23 protein-coding genes and 1 other RNA gene are annotated in these 21,298 nt (G+C 72.1%); 16 read left to right on the forward strand and 8 right to left on the reverse strand.

Annotated features, from left to right (window positions below):
* Window positions 1-3 precede the first annotated feature (3 nt).
* The 3 genes from KBX43_RS22075 to mctP all read left to right on the forward strand — a co-directional run bounded on the left by KBX43_RS22075 (window position 4) and on the right by mctP (window position 3,162).
* Window positions 4-1,149: a bifunctional RNase H/acid phosphatase gene (locus tag KBX43_RS22075; RefSeq protein WP_210886939.1), complete on the forward strand. Its 1,146-nt coding sequence runs from the start codon at window positions 4-6 to the stop codon at window positions 1,147-1,149.
* Between the two features lie 127 nt (window positions 1,150-1,276).
* The gene (locus KBX43_RS22080) at window positions 1,277-1,519 is read left to right on the forward strand and encodes a DUF3311 domain-containing protein (protein ID WP_043329258.1); all 243 of its coding nucleotides are present in this window, start codon (window positions 1,277-1,279) and stop codon (window positions 1,517-1,519) included.
* Entirely contained in the window at window positions 1,519-3,162 is a 1,644-nt protein-coding gene (gene mctP, locus KBX43_RS22085; protein WP_069088949.1) for a monocarboxylate uptake permease MctP, read from the forward strand. Before KBX43_RS22080 ends, mctP begins: the two co-directional genes overlap by 1 nt.
* 56 nt (window positions 3,163-3,218) lie before the next feature.
* Here mctP and KBX43_RS22090 read toward each other — a convergent pair whose 3' ends face one another.
* Window positions 3,219-3,686: a MarR family winged helix-turn-helix transcriptional regulator gene (locus KBX43_RS22090; RefSeq protein WP_064448268.1), complete on the reverse strand. Its 468-nt coding sequence runs from the start codon at window positions 3,684-3,686 to the stop codon at window positions 3,219-3,221.
* Window positions 3,687-3,742: 56 nt separating this feature from the next.
* Between KBX43_RS22090 and KBX43_RS22095 the strand changes: the two genes are divergently transcribed.
* The gene (locus KBX43_RS22095) at window positions 3,743-4,966 is read left to right on the forward strand and encodes an MFS transporter (protein WP_210886942.1); all 1,224 of its coding nucleotides are present in this window, start codon (window positions 3,743-3,745) and stop codon (window positions 4,964-4,966) included.
* Between the two features lie 24 nt (window positions 4,967-4,990).
* Here the strand turns inward: KBX43_RS22095 and KBX43_RS22100 are convergent, their stop codons facing one another.
* Entirely contained in the window at window positions 4,991-5,752 is a 762-nt protein-coding gene (locus tag KBX43_RS22100) for a sulfite exporter TauE/SafE family protein (RefSeq protein WP_064448270.1), read from the reverse strand.
* A gap of 155 nt (window positions 5,753-5,907) precedes the next feature.
* Between KBX43_RS22100 and rnpB the strand changes: the two genes are divergently transcribed.
* The 3 genes from rnpB to KBX43_RS22115 all read left to right on the forward strand — a co-directional run bounded on the left by rnpB (window position 5,908) and on the right by KBX43_RS22115 (window position 7,664).
* Window positions 5,908-6,316, forward strand: an RNA gene (gene rnpB, locus KBX43_RS22105) — RNase P RNA component class A.
* A 221-nt stretch (window positions 6,317-6,537) separates the two neighbouring features.
* Window positions 6,538-7,110: a hypothetical protein gene (locus tag KBX43_RS22110; RefSeq protein ID WP_210886946.1), complete on the forward strand. Its 573-nt coding sequence runs from the start codon at window positions 6,538-6,540 to the stop codon at window positions 7,108-7,110.
* A gap of 119 nt (window positions 7,111-7,229) precedes the next feature.
* On the forward strand, window positions 7,230-7,664 hold the full coding sequence (locus KBX43_RS22115; protein ID WP_124779027.1) for a hypothetical protein: 435 nt from the start codon (window positions 7,230-7,232) through the stop codon (window positions 7,662-7,664).
* A gap of 64 nt (window positions 7,665-7,728) precedes the next feature.
* On the opposite strand, the gene KBX43_RS22120 is transcribed toward KBX43_RS22115, so the two are convergent.
* Window positions 7,729-8,196 (reverse strand): DUF3592 domain-containing protein, encoded by a 468-nt coding sequence (locus KBX43_RS22120; RefSeq protein WP_043329270.1) that lies wholly within the window; start codon window positions 8,194-8,196, stop codon window positions 7,729-7,731.
* Window positions 8,197-8,307: 111 nt separating this feature from the next.
* Between KBX43_RS22120 and KBX43_RS22125 the strand changes: the two genes are divergently transcribed.
* Window positions 8,308-8,703, forward strand: a complete 396-nt coding sequence (locus KBX43_RS22125; RefSeq protein WP_043329273.1) for a VOC family protein — start codon at window positions 8,308-8,310, stop codon at window positions 8,701-8,703.
* 201 nt (window positions 8,704-8,904) lie between these two features.
* Window positions 8,905-9,861 (forward strand): threonine/serine dehydratase, encoded by a 957-nt coding sequence (locus KBX43_RS22130; RefSeq protein ID WP_210886949.1) that lies wholly within the window; start codon window positions 8,905-8,907, stop codon window positions 9,859-9,861.
* A gap of 131 nt (window positions 9,862-9,992) precedes the next feature.
* Here the strand turns inward: KBX43_RS22130 and KBX43_RS22135 are convergent, their stop codons facing one another.
* The gene (locus KBX43_RS22135) at window positions 9,993-10,478 is read right to left on the reverse strand and encodes a roadblock/LC7 domain-containing protein (RefSeq protein ID WP_043329275.1); all 486 of its coding nucleotides are present in this window, start codon (window positions 10,476-10,478) and stop codon (window positions 9,993-9,995) included.
* Complete coding sequence (locus tag KBX43_RS22140) at window positions 10,475-10,846, reverse strand: hypothetical protein (RefSeq protein ID WP_013287772.1); 372 nt, start codon at window positions 10,844-10,846, stop codon at window positions 10,475-10,477. The genes KBX43_RS22135 and KBX43_RS22140 overlap by 4 nt, the downstream gene beginning before the upstream one ends.
* A 234-nt stretch (window positions 10,847-11,080) precedes the next feature.
* Between KBX43_RS22140 and KBX43_RS22145 the strand changes: the two genes are divergently transcribed.
* Together KBX43_RS22145 and KBX43_RS22150 are read left to right on the forward strand one after the other, a co-directional pair.
* Complete coding sequence (locus KBX43_RS22145; protein ID WP_210886953.1) at window positions 11,081-11,392, forward strand: PadR family transcriptional regulator; 312 nt, start codon at window positions 11,081-11,083, stop codon at window positions 11,390-11,392.
* Window positions 11,386-12,132 carry a hypothetical protein gene (locus KBX43_RS22150; RefSeq protein ID WP_274479139.1) on the forward strand — a complete coding sequence of 249 codons (747 nt, stop codon included), beginning with the start codon at window positions 11,386-11,388 and terminating at the stop codon, window positions 12,130-12,132. The genes KBX43_RS22145 and KBX43_RS22150 overlap by 7 nt, the downstream gene beginning before the upstream one ends.
* A 4-nt stretch (window positions 12,133-12,136) precedes the next feature.
* Here KBX43_RS22150 and KBX43_RS22155 read toward each other — a convergent pair whose 3' ends face one another.
* Window positions 12,137-13,402: a M48 family metallopeptidase gene (locus KBX43_RS22155; protein WP_210886957.1), complete on the reverse strand. Its 1,266-nt coding sequence runs from the start codon at window positions 13,400-13,402 to the stop codon at window positions 12,137-12,139.
* Between the two features lie 178 nt (window positions 13,403-13,580).
* On the opposite strand from KBX43_RS22155, the gene KBX43_RS22160 reads away from it, so the two are divergent.
* The 4 genes from KBX43_RS22160 to npdG all read left to right on the forward strand — a co-directional run bounded on the left by KBX43_RS22160 (window position 13,581) and on the right by npdG (window position 16,920).
* Window positions 13,581-13,784: a hypothetical protein gene (locus KBX43_RS22160; RefSeq protein WP_018787041.1), complete on the forward strand. Its 204-nt coding sequence runs from the start codon at window positions 13,581-13,583 to the stop codon at window positions 13,782-13,784.
* Window positions 13,785-13,862: 78 nt separating this feature from the next.
* Window positions 13,863-14,633 (forward strand): histone, encoded by a 771-nt coding sequence (locus KBX43_RS22165; protein WP_083297053.1) that lies wholly within the window; start codon window positions 13,863-13,865, stop codon window positions 14,631-14,633.
* An 87-nt stretch (window positions 14,634-14,720) separates the two neighbouring features.
* A complete protein-coding gene (locus KBX43_RS22170) occupies window positions 14,721-16,157 on the forward strand; it encodes an RNB domain-containing ribonuclease (protein ID WP_210886960.1) in 1,437 nt (478 codons plus the stop codon).
* A gap of 64 nt (window positions 16,158-16,221) precedes the next feature.
* The gene (gene npdG, locus KBX43_RS22175) at window positions 16,222-16,920 is read left to right on the forward strand and encodes an NADPH-dependent F420 reductase (RefSeq protein WP_104114830.1); all 699 of its coding nucleotides are present in this window, start codon (window positions 16,222-16,224) and stop codon (window positions 16,918-16,920) included.
* A 95-nt stretch (window positions 16,921-17,015) separates the two neighbouring features.
* On the opposite strand, the gene panB is transcribed toward npdG, so the two are convergent.
* Both panB and KBX43_RS22185 read right to left on the reverse strand, forming a co-directional pair.
* Window positions 17,016-17,861, reverse strand: coding sequence for a 3-methyl-2-oxobutanoate hydroxymethyltransferase (gene panB / locus KBX43_RS22180; protein WP_043329285.1), 846 nt, complete (start codon window positions 17,859-17,861; stop codon window positions 17,016-17,018).
* 119 nt (window positions 17,862-17,980) lie between these two features.
* Window positions 17,981-19,741, reverse strand: a complete 1,761-nt coding sequence (locus KBX43_RS22185; RefSeq protein ID WP_210886963.1) for an NAD+ synthase — start codon at window positions 19,739-19,741, stop codon at window positions 17,981-17,983.
* A 206-nt stretch (window positions 19,742-19,947) separates the two neighbouring features.
* On the opposite strand from KBX43_RS22185, the gene glnA reads away from it, so the two are divergent.
* On the forward strand, window positions 19,948-21,297 hold the full coding sequence (gene glnA / locus KBX43_RS22190) for a type I glutamate--ammonia ligase (protein ID WP_036344036.1): 1,350 nt from the start codon (window positions 19,948-19,950) through the stop codon (window positions 21,295-21,297).
* The last annotated feature ends 1 nt before the right edge of the window (window position 21,298 follow it).

Genomic DNA, 21,298 nt, shown 5'->3' on the forward strand with positions numbered 1-21,298 from the left:
GCCGTGGCGGTGCGCGCGGTAGTGATCGAGGCCGACGGCGGCTCCCGGGGCAACCCGGGCCCGGCCGGTTACGGCGCCGTGGTCCGGGACCCGGAGACCGGCGAGGTGCTGGCCGAGCGGTCCGAGTCGATCGGCACCGCCACGAACAACGTGGCCGAGTACCGGGGCCTGATCGCCGGGCTGGAGGCCGCCGCCGAACTGGGCGCGGCCGAGGTCGAGGCGCGGATGGACTCCAAGCTGGTGGTCGAGCAGATGTGCGGCCGCTGGCAGATCAAGCACCCCGGGCTGCGCCCGCTCGCCGCCCAGGCCGCCGGGCTGGTCGGCCGGTTCACCGCCGTACGCTTCACCTGGATCCCCCGGGAGCGCAACCGGCACGCCGACGCGCTCGCCAACGCGGCCATGGACGCCGCCGCGTCCGGCGCCGCGCCGGAAGCGGCGGCCGAGGCGCGGGAGGCGGCGCTCGTCCGGGCCACCGGCACCGACCCGGCCACCACGCCCGCCTCCTGGGAGCCGCGCCCGACCGAGGAGGCCACCCGGCTGATCCTGGTCCGGCACGGCGAGACCGAGCGCACCGTGCGCAAGCACTACTCCGGCCGGGGCGACGTGCCGCTGACCGAGCGGGGCCGGGCCCAGGCCCGGGCCACCGCAGCCCGGGTGGCCGCCCTGGCGCCGTCCGTCGCGGCGGTGGTCAGTTCCCCGCTGTCGAGGTGTACGGCCACCGCCGAGGCGATCGCCGCGCGGGTCGGCAACCCGCCGGTACGCACCGACGACGACCTGATCGAGTGCGACTTCGGCGTCTGGGAGGGGCACACGTTCGCCGAGGTACGCGAGCGCTGGGCGGCGGAACTGGACGCCTGGCTCGCCTCCACCCGGGTCGCCCCGCCGCAGGGCGAGTCGTTCGTGGCGGTCGCCGAGCGGACCGGGCGGGCCGTCGACCGGCTGCGGTCGGCGTACCCGGGGGAGACCGTCGTGGTGGTCTCCCACGTCTCGCCGATCAAGCTGGTGCTGCGCGACGCGCTCGCCGCCGGCGACGCGTTCCTGCACCGGCTCTACCTGGACACGGCGGGCATCTCGGTGCTGGACCTGTACCCGGACGGCGGCGTCGCGGTCCGCTCGGTGAACGACACCTCGCACCTCACGGACGTCTGACGGCCGTTCGGCGCATGCCGGCGGCCGTTTGGCGCATCGACATCACCCGATCGGACGTGACCCCCGTCACAGGGTCGTAGCCTCCGGCCGTCACATGGCCCGCTACGAATGCCCGGAGGGGTGTCACATGTCCGAACCGGAACCGGAGGCGCTCGACACGGCGCGATCCAGGGCGAAGGACAAGAGTCCCTGGAACTGGTTGCTCTTCATCCCGATCGTGGTGCCGCTGATCCCGGCGCTGTTCAACGCCGACTCACCCCGGCTGTTCGGGTTCCCGCGGTTCTACTGGCTGCAACTGGCCTGGATCCTGCTGGGCGTCGGCACCACCACGCTGGTCTACCAGATGACCAAGAAGCGGGGTGACCACTGATGTGGCGGGACCACCTCACCGAGATCATCGTCTTCACGCTTCTGTTCCTGCTGGTCAGCGCCATGGGTTTCGTGGCGGCCCGGTGGCGCAGACCGACCGACATGGCCCACCTCGACGAATGGGGGCTGGGCGGGCGCAGCTTCGGCGGCTGGATCACCTGGTTCCTGGTCGGCGGTGACCTCTACACCGCGTACACGTTCGTCGCCGTCCCGGCGCTGATCTTCGGGGCCGGGGCGGCCGGCTTCTTCGCGGTGCCCTACACGATCGTCATCTACCCGCTGGTGTTCCTGGTGCTGTGCCGGCTCTGGTCGGTCTCGCACCGGCACGGCTTCGTCACCCCCGCCGACTTCGTCCGCAACCGGTTCGGCTCGCCGATCCTGGCGCTGCTGGTCGCGATCACCGGCATCGTCGCCACCATGCCGTACATCGCGCTGCAACTGGTCGGCATCGAGGCGGTGCTCAAGACCATGGGCGTGACCGGGGACAGCGCGCTGGCCCGGCACCTGCCGATCATCATCGCGTTCGCGATCCTGGCCGCGTACACGTACCAGTCGGGGCTGCGCGCGCCGGCGCTGATCGCGTTCGTCAAGGACTCGCTGATCTACATCGTGATCCTGGTCGCGGTGATCTGGCTGCCGTACAAGCTCGGCGGCTGGGGCGCCATCTTCGACGCCGCCGACGCGAAGTTCCAGGCGTCACCAGCGCCCGGCGACGGCATCCTGCTCAACCAGAACAACCAGATCCAGTACGTGACGCTGGCGTTCGGCTCGGCGCTGGCGCTGTTCCTCTACCCGCACAGCATCACCGGTGTCCTGGCCAGCCGGAACCGCGACGTGATCAAGCGGAACATGTCCGCGCTGCCCGCGTACAGCCTGCTGCTGGGGTTGATCGCGCTGCTCGGCTACATGGCCATCGCGGCGAACGTGAAGCCGCTGCCGGGCGCGAAGGAGGGCACCACCGACGGCAACACAGTCGTGCCGCTGCTGTTCGACCAGCAGTTCCCGGACTGGTTCGCCGGGGTGGCGTACGCCGCCATCGGCATCGGCGCGCTGGTCCCGGCGGCGATCATGTCGATCGCGGCGGCGAACCTGTTCACCCGCAACATCTACAAGGAGTACCTGAAGCGCGACGCCACCCCGGCGCAGGAGGCGAACGTCTCGAAGATCACCTCGCTGGTGGTGAAGGTCGGCGCGGTGGCCTGCATCGTCTTCCTCGACCCGCAGTTCTCCATCGACCTGCAGCTCATCGGCGGCGTGATCATTCTGCAGACGCTGCCGGCGGTGGCGCTGGGCCTCTACACCCGCTGGTTCCACAGGGGCGCGCTGATCGCCGGCTGGGCCGCCGGCATGGGCCTGGGCATGTGGATGCTCTACCAGATCGGCAACCCGGCGACCGGCAAGAAGCACTTCGCCGGGTCGGCGTTCCCGCTGGAGAAGTTCGGCTTCGACACGCCGAAGACCATCTACGTGGGCATCGTGGCGGTGCTGGTGAACCTGGTGGTGGCCGCGCTGCTCACGCTGGTGCTGCGCGCCGCGAAGGTGGCCGACGGCCCCGACCACACCACGCCGGACGACTACTTCGCCGACGAGGATGACCCGCGCGTCACGCCCTCCGCCGACGCCGCCCGCGAGCCCGTGGCATGAAAGGAAGGGCCCCTTATTAACGCCTCGTGCATTGAAAGGGGCCCTTCCTAACACCCTCAGCGGCGGCGGGTGCGCGCGTCGAGCGCCTCGTTGAGGCGGTGCAACATGTCCGCGAGCGTCTCCCGGTCCGCCTCGGGCCAGGCGGCGAGGATGTCGCCGTACAGCCGGGTGCGGGCCGCCCGGACGGCGGCCATCCGCTGGAGCCCGGCCGCCGTCGCGGAGATCACCGTGCCGCGCCCGTCGGCCGGGTCGGGGGTACGCGAGATCAGGCCGTCGCGCTGGAGCGCGGAGACCTGCCGGGTGACTGTGGAGCCGTCCAGGCTCAGCCGTGCGGCGAGCGCCGAGACGTTCTGCGGGCCGGCCGCGTCCAGGTGGCGCAGGATCACGTACGCGGCGCGGTCGAGCAGCCGGTGCTCCATCGTGCCGGTGCCCCGGCGGGTGGCCTCGCCGAGCCGCATCAGCAACGCGACCTCGGTTTCGATCCGGCCGAGGGTGACTTCGGTGCCGTGGACGTCCTCGCTCATAGCTGTATGATACAAGAAAATTACCTGTACGATACAGCTATCTGGGAGGTTGCGGAGTGGATCGCCGATCCGAGCCCAACCGCAGTGCCATCTACGCCACCACGCTCGTCGCGTTCCTCGCCATCGCCGGCATCGCCGTCGTCGACCCGATCCTGCCCGCCATCGGCGAGGCGATCGGCGTCACCGCCTGGCAGGTCGAGCTGCTCTTCACCGCGTACATCGCGGTCATGGCCGTCGGCATGATCCCGGCTACGCTGGCCAGCGGGCGGTTCGGTTTCAAACCGGTGCTCGTCACCGGCGTCTCCGTCGTCGGCCTCGCCGCGATCCTCGCCTCCTTCAGCAACGACATCGTGCAGCTCTCAGTGCTGCGCGGCGTCTGGGGCCTGGGCAACGCGATGTTCTTCGCCACCGCCATGGTGGTGCTGGTCAACCTCGCCAACGACAGGGAATGGGTGGTCGGCCTGTTCGAGACCGCCCTCGGGCTCGGCTTCGCCGTCGGCCCGCTCATCGGCGGCCTGCTCGGCGAGGTGAGCTGGCGGCTGCCGTTCTTCGTCTGCGGCGTGTTCATGGTGCTGGCGCTCGGCGTAGCCGCCCGCAAGCTGCGCGAACCGGCGAACAAGCAACCACCGGTACGCGTCGGCCAGATCTTCGCCACCTACCGCAAACCCGCGTTCGTGACGCTGTGCGTGGTCACCGCCGCGTACAACTTCGTCTTCTTCGTCGTACTCGGCTACACGCCGCTGTTCCTGCGCCTCGACGTCATCCCGCTCGGCCTGGCGTTCACCGGCTGGGGCCTCGGCCTCGCCGCCGGCATCCTGCTCATCGGGCACCGGCTGGCCCACCGCATCGGCGCGGTGCAGACCGTCGGCGTCGCCCTGCTCGGCCTGCTGGCCTGCATGGTCGCGTTTGCCACCTCCACCGGCACCGCCATGTCGCTCGTCGTACTCGTCGTCGCCGGCCTGTTCATGGGCCTCGCCAACGCCAACCTGACCGACCTGGCACTCGGGCTCGGCTCCGCCGACCGGCGCGTCGCCACGGGGGCATTCAACCTGGTCCGCTGGGGCGCCGCCGCACCCGCGCCGATCATCTCCGGCAAGCTGGCCGAACACGGCCTCGCGCTGCCGTTCTGGGTCGGCTTCGCGGTGCTCGCCGCCGGTGTGCTGGTCTACCTGGCGTTCGGTCACCTGATGGCGGCCGGCTACGGCGAACGGGTCATCTGGAACCGGGCCGCCCGCCGTGCCGAGCACGCCCCGGAGGAGCCGGTGGGGGAGGCGTACTGACGCTCCGGTCTTGCCCGGGCGGCGTCAGGTCAACGCGCGCCACAGCAGGTAGCACCCGATGGCCGTGCCGAACACCACGATCACCGTCTTCAACACCACCTGCGGAAGCCGGCGGGCCAGCCGCGCGCCCGCGTACCCGCCGAACAGCGTGGCCGGCGCAACCACCGCGACCGCCGCCCAGTTCACCGGGCCGAACAGGGCGAACACCACCAGCGTGGTCAACCCCACCACGGCCGAGAGCAGGTTCTTCACCGCCGACACCCGGGCCAGCGTCGCGTCCAGCACCAGCGCCAGCCCGGCCACCAGCATCACCCCGAGGGCCGCGCCGAAGTAGCCTCCGTACACAGTGCCGAGCGCGACCATGGTCTGCACCGTGACGGTACGGCGGCGCGCGCCCAGCCGTTCCGGATGGCCGACCAGCCGGCGCAGCGGACCCTGGAACGCGAGTACGGCGGTAGCGCCGAGCACCAGGAACGGCACCACCAGCTCGAACGCCCGAGCCGGGGTGGCCAGCAGCAGCGCGCACCCGGCGATCGTGCCGAGCACGGCGGTCGGCAGCAGCGACCACAGCTGCCGCCCGCGCGGCAGGTCCATCCGGCTGCCCGCCACGCTTGCCACGTACCCGGGAAAGACCGACACCGAGTTGGAGACGTTCGCCGCCACCGGCGGCAGACCGGTGGCGATCATCGCCGGGAACGTGATCAGCGAGCCACCTCCGGCCACCGCGTTGACTGTGCCCGCGGCGAGACCGGCGGCGAGCAGGAGCGCGGCGTCGGAGAGATCCATGGTCCCCCGAGGCTAGTCGGTCGGGCGGGCGAACGCGCATCGCGCCGGTTCGGGGAGGTGGCTGTATCGAGAGCCGGTTGATGCCGGCACCTCCCCGAGGTGGTGGGCGGGAAATGGGCGCGGCGGGTGCGTCGTTAGGATGAGAGCGCGACGGACGAGTCGACCGGGCGGTCGCGTCGACGGGCTCCGGCCCGTCGCCGAGGAACGTCCGGACTCCACAGGGCAGGGTGGTTGCTAACGGCAACCCGGGGTGACCCGCGGGACAGTGCCACAGAAAACAGACCGCCGGCCCGTAACGGGACGGTAAGGGTGAAACGGTGGGGTAAGAGCCCACCAGCACCCCGGGTGACCGGGGTGGCTCGGTAAACCCCACCCGGAGCAAGGCCAAGAAAGGGCCGTCACCGCAAGATGACGACCCGCGCAGACGCTTGAGGGCTGCCCGCCCGATGTCTGCGGGTAGGCCGCTGGAGCCTGCCGGCAACGGCAGGCCGAGATGGATGGCCGCCGCCGGTGCGTCTACGGGCGTGCCGGGCACAGAATCCGGCGTACAGGTCGACTCGTCCGTCGCCCACCAGTTCGCAGCTTCGATTAAGGCTGCGACCTCGGCGTATGCCGGGATATCGATCGGTGTTGGTGATTGTCGTTGGTCCCGCGATGTCAGTCTGTCCGTCGTTTTCGGGCTTGATTGACGTCTGCGGATGGCCTTGGCTCTAGGGCGGCTCTACGGCCGGGCGACCTGCTGGCGTGAGGAGACCTAGGCTGACGTCCATGTCGCGGAGCATGCAGTGATCGACCTGGACGAGCACAATCACCAGTCGGCGGAGTCGGGTACCACCGTCCACGACCGTCTCGTGGTCAGACAGAAGATGACCCTGCGGCTCGTCGCCGCTTTCGTGGTCGGCGTTGTGCTTGGCGGCTTCGGTGTCAGCCAACTGCGGGACTCGCGTGATCAGCGGGAGCGGAACGCCGTGGTCGCATTCGTGGCCTTCCCTCAATCGGCCGACTCTGGAAGCGCGGCCTCCGCGGGACCCGTCCGACTGTCCGGGTATTTGGCGTTGGCCAACGCCGGCCCCGGGCCGATCACCGTTCGTCGGGTTCACGCAAAGAGGCCGGGCGTCGTGATACACAGCATCGGATCGCCCCGGTTGTTACCGCCTGGCAGCACCGGTCAGCTCGCGGTCGAGCTGTGGTTCGATTGCTCGGTCGCACGCCTCCAGCGAGAGCCGCTGCCGCTAGGGTTGTCGGTCGAGACCGATGACAAGCAAGGCAGAAGGGTCAGCTACCCCGTCGCTCTCGTAGGAAGCGACTGGGAGCGCGAGGCTCTGAGCAAGTGTTCACGCATAGGCACGGTGGGCTGACGCGTAACGAACCAAGGCCAAGCGCTGAAGCGGATCTCTGCGCGGCTGCCCCTCGTGCCCGCTGCGCACTCCGCTACTGCCCCTCACCGCCCCTGAAGTTCTCGCCTACAGTGCCGGCTGTGGATCTCGCTGACTGCGTGGGGCGTGTGCTCGAACTGCGGACGCTCGACCTCGCAACGCAACCTCCACCCAGTCCCGGGCCCGCTGCTCTACCCGTGGTGGGATACGACTTCCTGGCTCTGTATCTGAGTGTCACCGAAGAGTTCGACGACAACGTGCAGGTTCTTGAGGTCCTGGAGCGCTTCGAACAGGACTGCGCCTCTCTCGAAGAGGCGTTGAGCCGGCTGTGGGGACCAGCCGAGAGCGTGGACCTACGGCCGTACATGGATCTCATGGTGCGGGGAGAGAGCGTTCCGGAACTTCCCGGGTTCCTTCTCGGCGTCATGTCGGATGTGGCTGTGTGGCGCTTTGCAGATCGGAGCATCTGTGTCGGCGTCGGGGTGTCGGACACCCACGGCCCGGTGGTCCTGGTAGCCGCAGCGGGCGAGCTGTAGCGGGAGCGTGCTTCGGGGCGTTTGTGCTGGTAGTAGTTCCGGTTCCGCCCATCGGGATCCGTGCTCAGCGAGGATATTCGTGGGGTGGGGGATCTCTTCTGAGCAGCGCGAGCGAGATCGCGATCACGGCGAGGCCCAGGCCTGCCAGCACGGTCGGCGCCTGCAGGAGAAGATCCTCCGTCGCGTACCCGTCAGGCGTGGCAGCCCTGGTCGGATCCGTCCGGTCGACGCGTACATCGAGTACGTCCCCGACGTGGAACTCACTCTCGTCGAGTTCGCTGGAGAACCGCTTCCGGTGCCGTATGCCGTCGAACGTGTAGTCCACAGTCAGCCTCGTGGCGGCGAACGATCGGCTGATCTTGAACCGTTCGACGTGAACCACCTGGCCGGTCGTCTCGGCGCCGGCGAGTACCCGCTCGTCGATCGCCGTGCTCAGCCGATCGTGGAGCAGCATCCCGCCGCCGACCAGAAGGGTGCCCAGGACAACCGCCAGGACCAACTTGAGTTCCCGTCGGCCGAACGGGCTCGCCATTGCCGGTCCTCCCAGCATCCTCGGGATGAGTGCGTTGTAGCACGTCCTCGCTCGTCGCCAACCGCCATGGCCGCCAGTGCTGCAACCCGTGCCACTCTGCGATGATCAGGTGTGACCTCCTACGTGTCCCACACCACCGTGGACTGTGCCGACGCCTACGCCCTGTCCCGCTGGTGGGCATCGGTTCTGGACTACCGCGAGGACCCGGACGACCCGAACGAGCCGGGCCACGAGGAGTGCATGATCTACTCGCGGGGCGGGCGGCACCGCCTGCTGTTCATCGAGGTGCCGGACGCGAAGCAGGTCAAGAACCGCATCCACCTCGACCTGCGCCCGGTCGATGGGACGCGCGACGAGGAACTGGCCCGGCTGACCGGGCTGGGTGCGGCGGTGGTGGCCGACCGGCGGGAGACCGACGGCACCGGCTGGGTGGTGCTCGCCGACCCGGAGGGCAACGAGTTCTGCATCCTGCGCAGCGACGCCGAGGTGGCCGCCACCCGCCCGTGACAGTGATCGAGCCCAGGTGCTCGACCTGGCTCCCACCGATCTTGGAGTTGTGGCGCCCACAACGCCCCGTTTCGCGAAGTTCGGCAGGCACCACAACTCCAAGATCGACGGGGAGAGCGAGAGGTGGGGGGACGGGGAGGGCGGGGAGAGCGGGCAAGGGCGGGGGGAAAGCCGGCGGGTTGCTTGTGGCACGCTGCGGTGGTGATCGAGCTTGCGGACATCCAGGCGGCCGCCGACCGGATCGCCGACGTCGTGGTGCACACGCCGACCCTGCCCAGCCCGGGACTGACCGAGCTGCTCGGCGTACCTGTGACCGCCAAGCTGGAGCTGCTGCAACGTACCGGATCGTTCAAGGCCCGGGGCGCGGCGGCGAAGCTGCTCGCGCTCGACGACGCCGAACGGGCGGCCGGAGTGGTGGCGGTCAGCGGCGGCAACCATGGCATCGCGGTCGCGGTGATGGCCGGCGCCCTCGGGGTGGCGGCGACAGTGGTGATGCCGCGCAGCGCGCCTGCCCGCGCGGTCGAGATTGCCCGCGCGGCCGGGGCGGACGTGCGGCTGACCGAGGACATGGCCGGCGCGTTCGCGCTGATGAACCGGCTGCGGGACGAGGGTGTGACGCTGCTGCACCCGTTCGACGACCCGATCGTGCTGGCCGGGCAGGGCACTGTCGGGCTGGAGCTGGCCGAGGATGCCGGTGAGCTGACCGACGTGCTGGTCAGCATCGGCGGGGGCGCGCTGATCTCGGGCGTGGCGGCGGCGCTGCGGGCGCGCCGGCCGGGGGTACGCGTCTGGGGCGTGGAGACCGAGGGCGCGCAGGCGATGTCGCAGGCCCTGGCGAAGGGCGGCCCGGTCGAGGTGCCGTTGTCGTCGATCGTCACCACGCTCAGCGCGCCGACCGTCTCCCAGCTCACCTACGACCACGTGACCGCGCTGGTCAGCGACGTCCTCGTGGTCTCCGACGCCGAGGCGGTGCGGGGCACGCTGGAGTTGGCCGAGCACGCCAAGGTGTGGGCCGAGCCGGCCGCCGGTTGTCTGCTTCCTGCCGCCCGCCGGGTGGTCGAGCGGGTGGGCGGTGACGCCCGGCTGGGCCTGGTGGTCTGCGGCGGCAACGCCACGGTGGCCGACGTGACCACGTGGGCCGGCCGCTTCGGCGTCTGACCCGCCGAGCACGGGACCGCCGCGCACGGGACGGCCGCGCCGGAGCGGGCGACCACCGCGCACAAGCTACCGAACCTGGGGTACGCCGGCCGGCTCGGTTCGGACGGGTGGGACCGAGCGGCCGGCGTACGTCAGGACGTGGTCGGACTGACCCCGTCGAGCAGCTCGGCGAGCTTGGCCGCGGTGGTCGGGGCGTGCAGGTGCAGGCGCGCCACGTTGATGCTGTCCGTGCCGACCACGGCGAGCAGGGCCTGGCCGTTGATCGCGTACACGCTGAGGTAGCCGCCCGCGTTGCGGACCGTGGACTGCTGGAAGTCGCCCTGTCCGAGCCGGAGCCCGACCTGGCGGCCGAGCCCGTACGTGGTGGCGGCGAGCGCGGCCAGGTCGTCCGGGTCGGCGCCGTTCTGCAGGTTGTGCGTGACGAGCAGGCCGTCGACGCCGCCGAGGACGCACCCGTGCACGCCGGGGATCTGCAACCGCAGCGCGGACAGTTCCTGGGCGATGGCCGGGTACGGCAGGGTCGGGTTGCCGGCCAGCGAGGGCGGAAGCGCGCGTGGTGGCGGCAGGGTGCCGGTCTGGGGGCGCGTACGGCGGGGGAGGTCGTCCACCCGGCTCACAGTTCCAGGCTCTCCTCGATCGTGCGCAGTTGGTGCCGCGCCATCGCGAGGTTGGCCCGGCTCTTGCTGACCATCAGGTAGAGGAACAGGCCCTTGCCGGTGCGGTTGCTCAGCGGGCGGATCAGGTGGTACTGGCTGCCGAGCGTGATCAGGATGTCCTCGATCTCGTCGTCGAGCTTGAGCATCTCGATGGTGCGCAGCTTGGCGCGTACGACGTCGGTGTTGCCGGCGGCGGCGACGGTCAGGTCGATCTCGCCGGTGCCACCGGCGACGCCGAGGGTCATGCCACTGGTGTAGTCGACGAGCGCGGCGCCGATCGCGCCGTCGATGTTCATCGCGTTCTTCAGCGCGATGTCAAGGTTGCCCACGATTTCTCTCCCCAACTCGGGCCGCTGTCCGCTGGAAGCGCGACAGCGGATTCGTCCGTCGAGGCTCGCATATGGAGGCGCGAGGTGCACACGGACCACCGGTGATCCACCTGAGCGGGCCCTCCGGACGGGCCACCGGTCCCGCGGGAGGGACCACGCCGTCCATCGCCGATCGCCGTCCGTCCCGGCAAGACGGTGCATCCATGCTATGTAGAGTTCCGATAGAGTGCCGCTGTGCGACTGACCATCCCGGTGGCGAAGGTGCTCTCGGCGCTGCTCGCCGAACCCGAGGCGCCGCGCTACGGCCTCGACCTGATGCGGCTCACCGGCCTGCCCAGCGGGACGCTCTACCCGGTGCTGCACCGCCTCCAGGCGGCCGGCTGGCTCACCGCCGACTGGGAGGCCGTCGACCCGGTCGCCGCCGGCCGCCCGGCCCGCCGCTACTACCGCCTCACCAGGGAGGGCATCCGCTCGGCCCGGCTGGCGCTGGCCGAGCTGCGTGCCCTCGTACCCGCCGAACGTGCCGGCGCGGACCCGGCGTGGTGACCCGGCGGGTGGCGCGTACCGCCGGGGTGTTGCTGTTCGCGCCGCCGGCCTGCCTCGCGGTCCTCGTGGCCGCGGCCGCGGCGATGGCCCTGGCGCACGGGTGGCTGGAGATGCGCGCCGCCGCGCAACTGCCGGCCTGGTCGGCGCTCACCGCGCTGCTCGGCGTGGCGCTCGCGCTCGTCGTCGCCCGGGCCGCGCGCCGGACCGTACGCGTGGGGGCGCTGCCCACCGCGCTCGGCGTGGTGCTGCCGATCGCCGCGACGGTGACCGCCACGTCGGCGCTGCTCGCCGCCCGGGGCGAGAGCCGGGTGGGGGAGAAGGTGCCCGGGGTGCTGCTCTGGCTGGCGCTGCTGGTCGCGGCGCTGTGGGCCGCCGGGGCGCTGGCACGCCGGGGCCGGGTCCGGGCCGCGTGGCTGGCCGGGCTGCTCGGCGCGCTGGTGGCGGCCGACGCGGCGGTGGTGCTCGCGGTGGTCACCTCGATCCCGGCCGGCGCGCCTGTGGCGGACGGCCTGCCGCCGGACTCGGTGGACCGGATCTCCGCGCCGCTGTGGCTGTTCACCTGCTGGACCGACTCGTCGTTCGGGCTGCCCCGGCCGACCGGCTGGGAACGGTTCCTCATCACCGACCGGGTGCTCGTCGAGCCGATGTTCTACCTGGCGTGCACGCCCTACGTCCTGGCGTACGCGATCGCGGCGGCCCGGCCGGCGGCGGCCGCCGCGCCCGTCCCGGCTCTCGCCTGAAGGGTCAGGAGTTCCAGCTCAGCGCCCGGCCCGCCCGCTCGTAGTGCCGTGCCAGCTCGGCGTCGATCCGCGCGGCCCGTTCCTCGGTGAGCGTCACGGCCGGATCCTGCCAGGGCCGCGCGCCGAGCATCCGGTGCCGCAGGCCGTTCGGCGGGTGGGTGGCGAACAGCGAGGTGTCCTCCCGGACGGTGAGCTGGCGTTCCAGCGACAGCCGTTCGGTAGCGGCGTCCAGCGCGCGCCCCGTCTCCACCCGCCAGGTGTCCGGCCCGTGTCCGCCGCGTACCGCGTTGCGCACCACGGTGGCCACCGTGTCGGTACGCAGCAGCGTGTCCAGCAGGCGGGTCGCACCAGCGGTGCCACCGGCGCGGGCGGCCATCTCGTCGGCCAGGTACTCGGCCCGCTGGCTCTCCCGCAGCGCGGTGGCGACCAGCACGACGTGCCCGGCGAACAGCAGCCGGGACAGCGTCCAGGACGCCAGGCGCCCGAGCCATTCGCCGACCATCACCAGCAGCCCGCCGCCGTCGGAGCCGCCCCGGGGCCGGAACAGGTCGGCGGCGTTGCCCAGCATGGTCAGCGCCGGCTGGGTGACCGGCCCGCGCCGTACGTCGCCGTTGACGAAATGGCCCAGCTCGTGCCCCAACAGCGCCACCCGCGCGGGCCCGTCCAGGGCGCCCCACAACGGCAGCCCGAGGCCGAGCACGCGCCGCCGGCGCAGCCCGACCGCTGTCGCGTACGCGTTGATGCCGCCGTCGACGCCGATCACGTGCGGCATCGGCGCGCCCACCGCGGACGCCACCTCGCGGACCAGGGCGTGCAGCTCCGGCGCCTCCTGCGCGGTGAGCACGTCCAGGTCGCCGTCGGCCCGGCCGAAGCGCGGGCGCAGCGCCACCGCCAGCGCGATCAGCGCCACGCCGCCGACCACGGCGAGGTTCGGGAAGGGGTACGCGAACAGCAGCCACACGCCGGCCACCGCGAGCCCGGCCACACCGAGCAGGAGCAGCACCGAGATGCCGGTGACGAGGAGGCCGGCGAACCCCGGCCCGGTCGACTTCAGCGACCGGGCGACCAGGGTGGCGTACTGCTGACGGGTGAGCCGCGCGGCGAGCCGGTGGGTCCGCCGGTCGACAGGCGACCAGCCGAACTCGGGCGCCTGGCGGCGCGCGTCGTAGGTGTCGAGGTTCCAGTCGCATCCGGGGCACCACGGCAACGCCCCGTCCAGCGACACCGGCGTCGTGCCGCAGCGCGGACAGGCCCCCGTGCCCGTCGTCATGGTGATCACGAGCGCCGATCCTGTCCGGTTCGCACCACTGGCGGTACCCGCCGTTCGGACGAGGACGGGCTTGCGCGGTTCCCCACCGCAACCGTCCCGACCAGGTCTAATGTGGAGAAGCGTGACTATTTGGGCCGTTCCGGTGGCGGACGGGCGGTTACCAGTGCACAGTGATCGCATGAGCGACGACGGAAGTGGTGGGCACTACTACTGGTGCACGCGACACCACCGGGTCGAGACCGATGCCGACGTGTGTCCCGCACGGCACGTTCTCGGACCGTACGCCTCAGCCGCCGACGCGGACAACGCCCTGCAGACGGTGCGGGAGCGGAACGACGCGTGGGACGCCGAGGACGCCCGTTGGGCCGGGGAGGGCCGCTAGACGGCGCGGGAGGGCCCGCGTCGAGGTGATCCGTGCTCCCGCGAGGGCGGGAGCACGTCCCCAGGAAAGGGAACCGAGATGGCCGAAGCACAGCAGGCCACCCGCCCGGCCGCGAAACGGACGACCGCGAAGAGGACCGCCGCGGGCAGGTCGACGACGGTCACCAAGGCGTCGCCGAACGCCTCGGGCGCCGGCGCCGGACGGACGCCGGCGAAGAAGGCGGTGGCGAAGAAGGCGGCCGCCAAGAAGGTCGTGTCGGCGGTCCGCGGGGCGCCGGCCACGAAGGCCACCACCAGGACGACCGCCAAGAAGACGGCCGCGAAGAAGGCTGGTACCCGGACGGCGCCGGCCGGCCGGGCCACCGCCAAGAGCGCGCCCGCCAAGAAGGCCACCGCGAAGAAGACGACGGCGAAGAAGACCACCGCGGCGAAGAAGACGACGGCCGCGAAGAAGACCACCGCCGCCCGTAAGACCACGGCGGCGAAGTCGACTGTCACCGCGCGCAAGAGCACCACCGCGAAGAAGGCGCCGGCCCGCAAGACGACCGCGAAGAAGACGGCGGCGGCGACGAAGGCGACCGGAGCGCGGAAGGTCACCGCGGCGGCGAAGAAGACCACCGCCGCCAAGAAGACCACAGCGGCGAAGAAGGCTCCGGCGAAGAAGGCCACCGCCTCGACCCGCCCCACGGCGCGCAAGACGGCGGCGAAGAAGGCGCCCGCGCGCAAGACCACCACCGCGCGCAAGACCACCACCACGGCGAAGAAGACCACGGCGGCCAAGAAGGCGCCCGCCCGCAAGACCACCACCGCCAAGAGCACCGCCCGGAAGGCGCCGGCCCGCCGCGCCTGACCCCCGCCGCCCTCCCGCGGGGCGCCGCACGGACACGGCGCTCGCCCCGAAGGGCGGAACGAGCGGGGCGCTGTCAGGATTGACCACGTGGTGATCCGACGCGTACTGGCGCCCCGTATCGACTTCGGCGCGCTGCGCCGCGAGCTGGGACTGCCCGAGAGTTTCCCGGCCGCGGCGCAGCGCGAGGCCGACGCGGCCGCAGCCGCGCCGCCACCGGCCGTCGCCGACCGGACCGACGTCCCGTTCGTCACCGTCGACCCGGCGACCTCGCGCGACCTCGACCAGGCCATGCACCTCGCCCGCCGTCCCGGCGGCGGCTACCGCGTCCGGTACGCGATCGCGGACGTGCTGACCCACGTACGCCTCGGCGGTGACCTGGAGGCCGAGACGTGGCGCCGGGGGCAGACGGTCTACCTGCCCGACGGCAACGTGCCGCTGCACCCGCACACGCTCAGCGAAGGGGCGGCCAGCCTGCTGCCCGACGCCGACCGGGCCGCGGTGCTCTGGACCGTCGACCTGGACGCCGACGGCGCGACCGTCGCGGTCACGCTGGAGCGGGCGCTGGTGCGCAGCCGGGCCAAGCTCGACTACGGCGGCGTGCAGCGCGACGCCGACGCCGGCCGGCTGCCCGAGCCGATCGCCCTGCTGCCCGAGATCGGGGCGCTGCTCACCGCCCGTGGCCTGAGCCGGGGCGCGATCAACCTGCCGCTGCCGGAGCAGGACGTCGAGCCCGACGGCGACGGGTGGCGGCTGGTGCTGCGCGGCCCCGGCCCGATGGAGGAGCACAACGCCCAGATCTCGCTGCTGACCGGGATGGCGGCGGCCGACATCATGCTGGCCGGCCGGATCGGGCTGCTGCGCACCATGCCGCGTCCCCGCGCGGAGGCGGTGCAGCGGCTGCGGCTGGCCGCCGGACCGCTCGGCGTGCCCTGGCCGGACGGCACCCCCGTCGGTCAGGTGCTCGACGGGCTGGACACCTCCCAGCCCCGGGTGGCCGCCTTCGTCGACCAGGCCGCCGAGCTGATGCGCGGCGCCGCGTACACCGCGTTCGACGGTGAGCTGCCCGAGCAGCCCGAGCACGGCGGGGTGGCGGCCGCGTACGCGCACGTCACGGCGCCGCTGCGGCGGCTGGCCGACCGCTACGCCACCGAGGTCTGCCTGGCGCTGCACGAGGGCCGGGAGGTGCCCGAGCAGGTCCGGGCCGCGCTGCCGAAGCTGCCCGAGGTGATGGCCACGACCGACCGGACCGCCGGCGCGGCCAGCCGCGGCGCCGTGGAACTGGCCGAGGCGGTGCTGCTCGCGCACCGGGTGGGGGAGACGTTCGAGGCGGCCGTGCTCGACGTCGACGAGCCGCGCCCGGCGGGCAACGGCCGGCCCGGCCGACCGCCCGGCGGCACGATCGCGCTGGACGAGCCGCCGGTCCGCGCCCGCTGCACCGGCGAGCTGCCGCTGGGCGAGCGCGTCCGGGTACGCCTCACCGTCGCCGACCCGGCCCAGCGCCGGGTCGCCTTCGAACGGGCCTGACCAGCGGCCATTGTCACAGCACCGGGATGCACCGCACGCCGCCCCGCTTTGCGAGGATGAGCCCATGGCTTACGACGCGACCACGCTGCCCGACGTCTCCGGGCTGACCGTCGGCATCATCGGTGGCACCGGCGACCAGGGACGAGGTCTCGCCTACCGGTTGGCCCGCGCCGGGCAGAGCGTGCTGATCGGCTCCCGCACCGCGGAGCGGGCCTCCCAGGCCGCCGCCGAGATCGCCGCCCTGCCCGGAGTGCCCGAGGGCGCCGTCGTCTCCGGCGGCGACAACGAGGACGTGGCCCGGCGCAGCGACGTGGTGATCGTCGCGGTGCCGTGGGACGGGCACGCGGCCACCGTCGCCGCGCTCGCCGAGCCGCTGGCCGGCAAGATCGTGGTGGACTGCGTCAACCCGCTCGGCTTCGACAAGCAGGGCCCGTACGCACTCGACGTACCAGAGGGCAGCGCGGTGCAGCAGGCCGCCGGGCTGCTGCCCGAGTCCCGGGTGTGCGCCGCGTTCAACCACGTCAGCGCGCCGCTGCTGGCCGACCCGCAGATCGACCGGATCGACCTCGACGTGCTGATCTGCACCGAGGACCGGGAGGTGGCCGGCGTGGTGGCCGCGCTGGCCGCGCGGATCCCCGGGATGCGGGGCATCTACGCCGGCCGGCTGCGCAACGCCCACCAGATCGAGGCGTTCACCGCCAACCTGATCGCGATCAACAAGCGCTACAAGGCGCACGCCGGCATCCGCGTCACCGACCTCTGAACTGCCGCGCGCCGCGCGCCGCGCGGCGCGCGTGCGTGTTAAGAAGGGGCCCCTCCTCTACGCCAGGCGTTAAGAAGGGGCCCTTCCTTACACCCTCAGAAGGTGTGCTCGGCCGCGGGGAAATCGCCGCCGCGCACCTCGTCGGCGAAGCGGCGGGTGGCGTCGGTGAGCGCGCCCGCCAGGTCGGCGTAGCGCTTCACGAAGCGGGGCGCCCGGCCGGTCCGCAGCCCGGCCATGTCCTGCCACACCAGCACCTGCCCGTCGGTGTCCGGGCCGGCCCCGATGCCGACGGTGGGGATGGCCAGCTCGGCGGTGACCCGCTTGGCGACCTCGCCCGGCACCATCTCCAGCACCACCGCGAACGCGCCCGCCTCGGCCACCGCCCGCGCGTCGGCGAGCACCTCCTCGGCCGCCTCGCCCCGGCCCTGCACCCGGTAGCCGCCGAGCGTGTGCTCGCTCTGCGGGGTGAAGCCGATGTGTGCCATCACCGGGATGCCGGCGCCGGTGATGGCCTCGATCTGGGCCGCGCAGCGGCGTCCGCCCTCCAGCTTCACCGCGTGGCAGCCGCCCTCCTTCATGAACCGCACCGCGGTGCGCAGCGCCTGCGCCGGGCCTTCCTCGTACGAGCCGAACGGCAGGTCGCCGACGATCAGCGACTGCTTCGTGGCCCGCACCACGGCGCGGACCAGCGGCAGCAGCTCCTCGGCGGTCACCGGCAGCGTGGTCTCGTAGCCGAACACGTTGTTCGCCGCCGAGTCGCCGACCAGCAGCACCGGGATGCCCGCCTGGTCGAAGATCGAGGCGGTGTACTGGTCGTACGAGGTGAGCATCGCCCAGCGCTCGCCGCGCTCCTTGGCGGCGATCAGGTCGCGGGTGCGTACCCGCCGGGTGGCCGGGCCGCCGTAGAGCGCCGTCACCTCGGCCGGGGTGGACTCCACCATGACAATCTCCTTCCTCGAGGCCGCGCACGCGGTCCCCGGGTTCCCCGCGATCGTCGCACCGGGCGACGGCCCGCGGGCAGATCGGAGTGGAGGATGTCACTCCCCGGCCGGGGGAGCGGTCAGCCGTCCTCGCGCCACCGGTTGGTGATCGGCAGCCGCCGGTCCCGCCCGAACGCCTTCATGGAGATCTTGGTGCCGGGCGCGGACTGCCGCCGCTTGTACTCGGCGGTATCCACCATCCGCAGCACCTTGTCCACCACGGCCGGGTCGTGGCCGGACTCGACCAGGCCGTCGCGGCCCAGGTCGCCGTCGACGTAGCCGATGAGGATCGGGTCGAGCACGTCGTAGTCGGGCAGCGTGTCGCTGTCGAGCTGGCCGGGGCTCAGCTCGGCCGACGGCGGCTTGCCGATCGAGTTCTCCGGGATCGGCGGCGTCTGCCCGCGCCGTGCCGCGTCGGCGTTGCGCCACTTCGCCAGCCGCCACACCAGCGTCTTCCAGACGTCCTTGACCGGGTTGTAGCCGCCCACCGAGTCGCCGTACAGCGTCGAGTAGCCCACCGCCAGCTCGCTCTTGTTGCCGGTGGTGAGCACCAGGTGGCCCTCCTGGTTCGACAGCGCCATGAGGATCACGCCGCGTACCCGGGCCTGGAGGTTCTCCACCGCCACCCCGGACAGCGACATGTTCGCCAGGAACGTGTCCACCATCGGCTGGATCGGCTCGACCCGGTAGTCCAGGCCGGTGCGCTTGGCCAGGTCCTCGGCGTCGGTGCGGGAGTGCTCGGAGGAGTGCTGGCTGGGCATCGAGACGCCGACGACCCGCTCCGGGCCGACCGCGTCCACGGCGATGGCCGCCGCCACCGCCGAGTCGATGCCGCCGGACAGGCCGAGCACCACCGACGGGAAGCGGTTCTTGTCGACGTAGTCGCGCAGGCCCAGCACCAGCGCGTGCCACACCTCGGCCTCGTCGGCGACCGGCTCGATGATGCCGCCGTCCGCAGCCGGTCCGGGCGGCGTGGCCGGGATCGTCGCCACCTCGCCGCGGACCACCCGCATGCCGTCACTGAGCCCACCGGCCTCGCCGGGCGTCCCGGCCGCCGCCGGCAGCTCCAGGTCGTGCACCAGCAGGTGCTCGACGAACTGCGGCGCCCGGGCCAGCAGCGTGCCGTCCGCGGCGACGATCATCGAGTCGCCGTCGTAGACCAGTTCGTCCTGGCCGCCGACCATGTTCACGTACGCGATGGCGGCCCCGGCCTCGGCGGCGCGCCGGCGCACCAGCGGCAGCCGCACGTCGTCCTTGTTCAGCTCGTACGGCGAGCCGTTGATGCTCAGCACCAGCCCGACGCCGGCCTGCCGCGCCGCCGCGAACGGCCCACCGGCCTGCCACAGGTCCTCGCAGATGGTCAGCGCCACGTCCACCCCGCCGACGCGCACCACGGTGAGCGTGTCACCGGGGACGAAGTAGCGGTCCTCGTCGAACACGCCGTAGTTGGGCAGGTGGTGCTTGAAGTAGGTGGCGACGACCTCGCCCCGGTGCAGCAGCGCCGCCGCGTTGCGGGCGCCCTTGCCCGGCTCCGCGTCGGAGCTGACCTGCGGCGGGCCGTCGGCGTCCAGGTAGCCGACCAGGACCGGCAGGTCACCGTGGCCGTCGGCGGCGAGGTCGGCGGCGAGCCGGTGCAGCGCGGCCCGGGACGCGGCCACGAACGAGCGGCGGAAGACCAGGTCCTCGACCGGGTAGCCGGTCAGCATCAGCTCCGGGAACAGGACGAGCTGGGCGCCGGAGCCGGCCGCCTGGCGGGTCCACTCGCGGACCAGGCCGGCGTTGCCGGTGAGGTCGCCTACCGTCGGGTTGACCTGGCACAGGGCGAGACGCAGGGTGGGCATGTCCTCATCTTCCCCCAGCCCTCCCGGCCGAATCCGACCGGTTGGGGCAGACAGGCGTGCCGGCCCGTGCGTCCCAGCGCGGCGGACACGGCGGGACGGCCGGCCGGGGAGGGCGTAACGTCGGCGTAACGAGCCCGGTGGAGACTGGGCGGTCAGGCCGAGCCGGCCCGGCGCCGGTGCGGACGTACGTGTAACGAGGGGTGGAAGTGGACCGTCAGCAGGAGTTCGTCCTCCGTACGCTGGAAGAGCGGGACATCCGTTTCGTCCGGCTGTGGTTCACCGATGTGCTCGGCACGCTCAAGAGCGTCTCGGTGGCCCCGGCGGAGCTGGAGGCGGCCTTCGACGAGGGCATCGGTTTCGACGGCTCCGCGATCGAGGGCTTCGCCCGGGTCTTCGAGTCGGACATGGTCGCCATGCCGGACCCGACGACGTTCCAGGTCTTCCCGTTCGAGGGCGGCGTCAGCGGCGAGAGCGCCCGGATGTTCTGCGACATCTCGCTGCCCGACGGCAGCCCGTCCTGGGCCGACCCGAGGCACGTGCTGCGCCGCATGCTCTCCCGCGCCGCGGACAAGGGCTTCACGTTCTACACCCACCCGGAGATCGAGTTCTTCCTGCTGGAGAACGGCCCGCAGGACGGCTCGGTGCCGATCCCGGTGGACACCGGCGGCTACTTCGAGCACACCACGCACGCCGTCGCGCGGGACTTCCGCCGCCAGGCGGTGCTGGCGCTGGAGCGGATCGGCATCTCGGTGGAGTACAGCCACCACGAGGTCGCCCCCGGCCAGCAGGAGATCGACCTGCGCTACGCCGACGCGCTCACCACCGCCGACAACATCATGACCTTCCGGCACGTGGTGAAGGAGGTCGCGCTCTCCACCGGTGTGCAGGCCAGCTTCATGCCGAAGCCGTTCACCGACCAGCCCGGCAACGGCATGCACACCCACCTGTCGCTGTTCGAGGGGGAGCGCAACGCGTTCCACGACGCCGGTGACCCGATGAAGCTGTCGAAGGTCGCCAAGTCGTTCATCGCCGGGCTGCTCACCCACGCGCGGGAGTACACCGCGGTGACGAACCAGTGGGTCAACTCGTACAAGCGGCTGTTCCCGCAGGCGCTGCCGGACCGGATCACCGAGAGCCCCGCGTACGTCTGCTGGGGTCACCTGAACCGGTCCGCGCTGGTGCGGGTGCCCGCGTACGGCAAGCCGAACTCGGCCCGGGTCGAGGTCCGCTCGCTGGACTCCGCGACCAACCCCTACCTGGCGTTCGCGGTGATGCTCGGCGCCGGCCTCAAGGGCATCGAGGAGGGCTACGAGCTGCCGCCGGGCGCCGAGGACGACGTCTGGTCGCTGAGCAGCGCGGAGCGCCGCGCCATGGGCTACGAGGCGCTGCCGGAGAACCTGGCCGAGGCGATCGACGTGATGGCCGGCTCCGAGCTGGTCGCCGAGGTGCTCGGCGAGCACGTCTTCGACTTCTTCCTGCGCAACAAGCGGGCCGAGTGGGAGCAGTACCGCCGCGAGGTCACCCCGTACGAGCGGCAGCGCTACCTGTCTCTCTAGA

Source organism: Micromonospora sp. C41, from assembly GCF_018070485.1.
Classification (GTDB): Bacteria; Actinomycetota; Actinomycetes; order Mycobacteriales; family Micromonosporaceae; genus Micromonospora; species Micromonospora chalcea.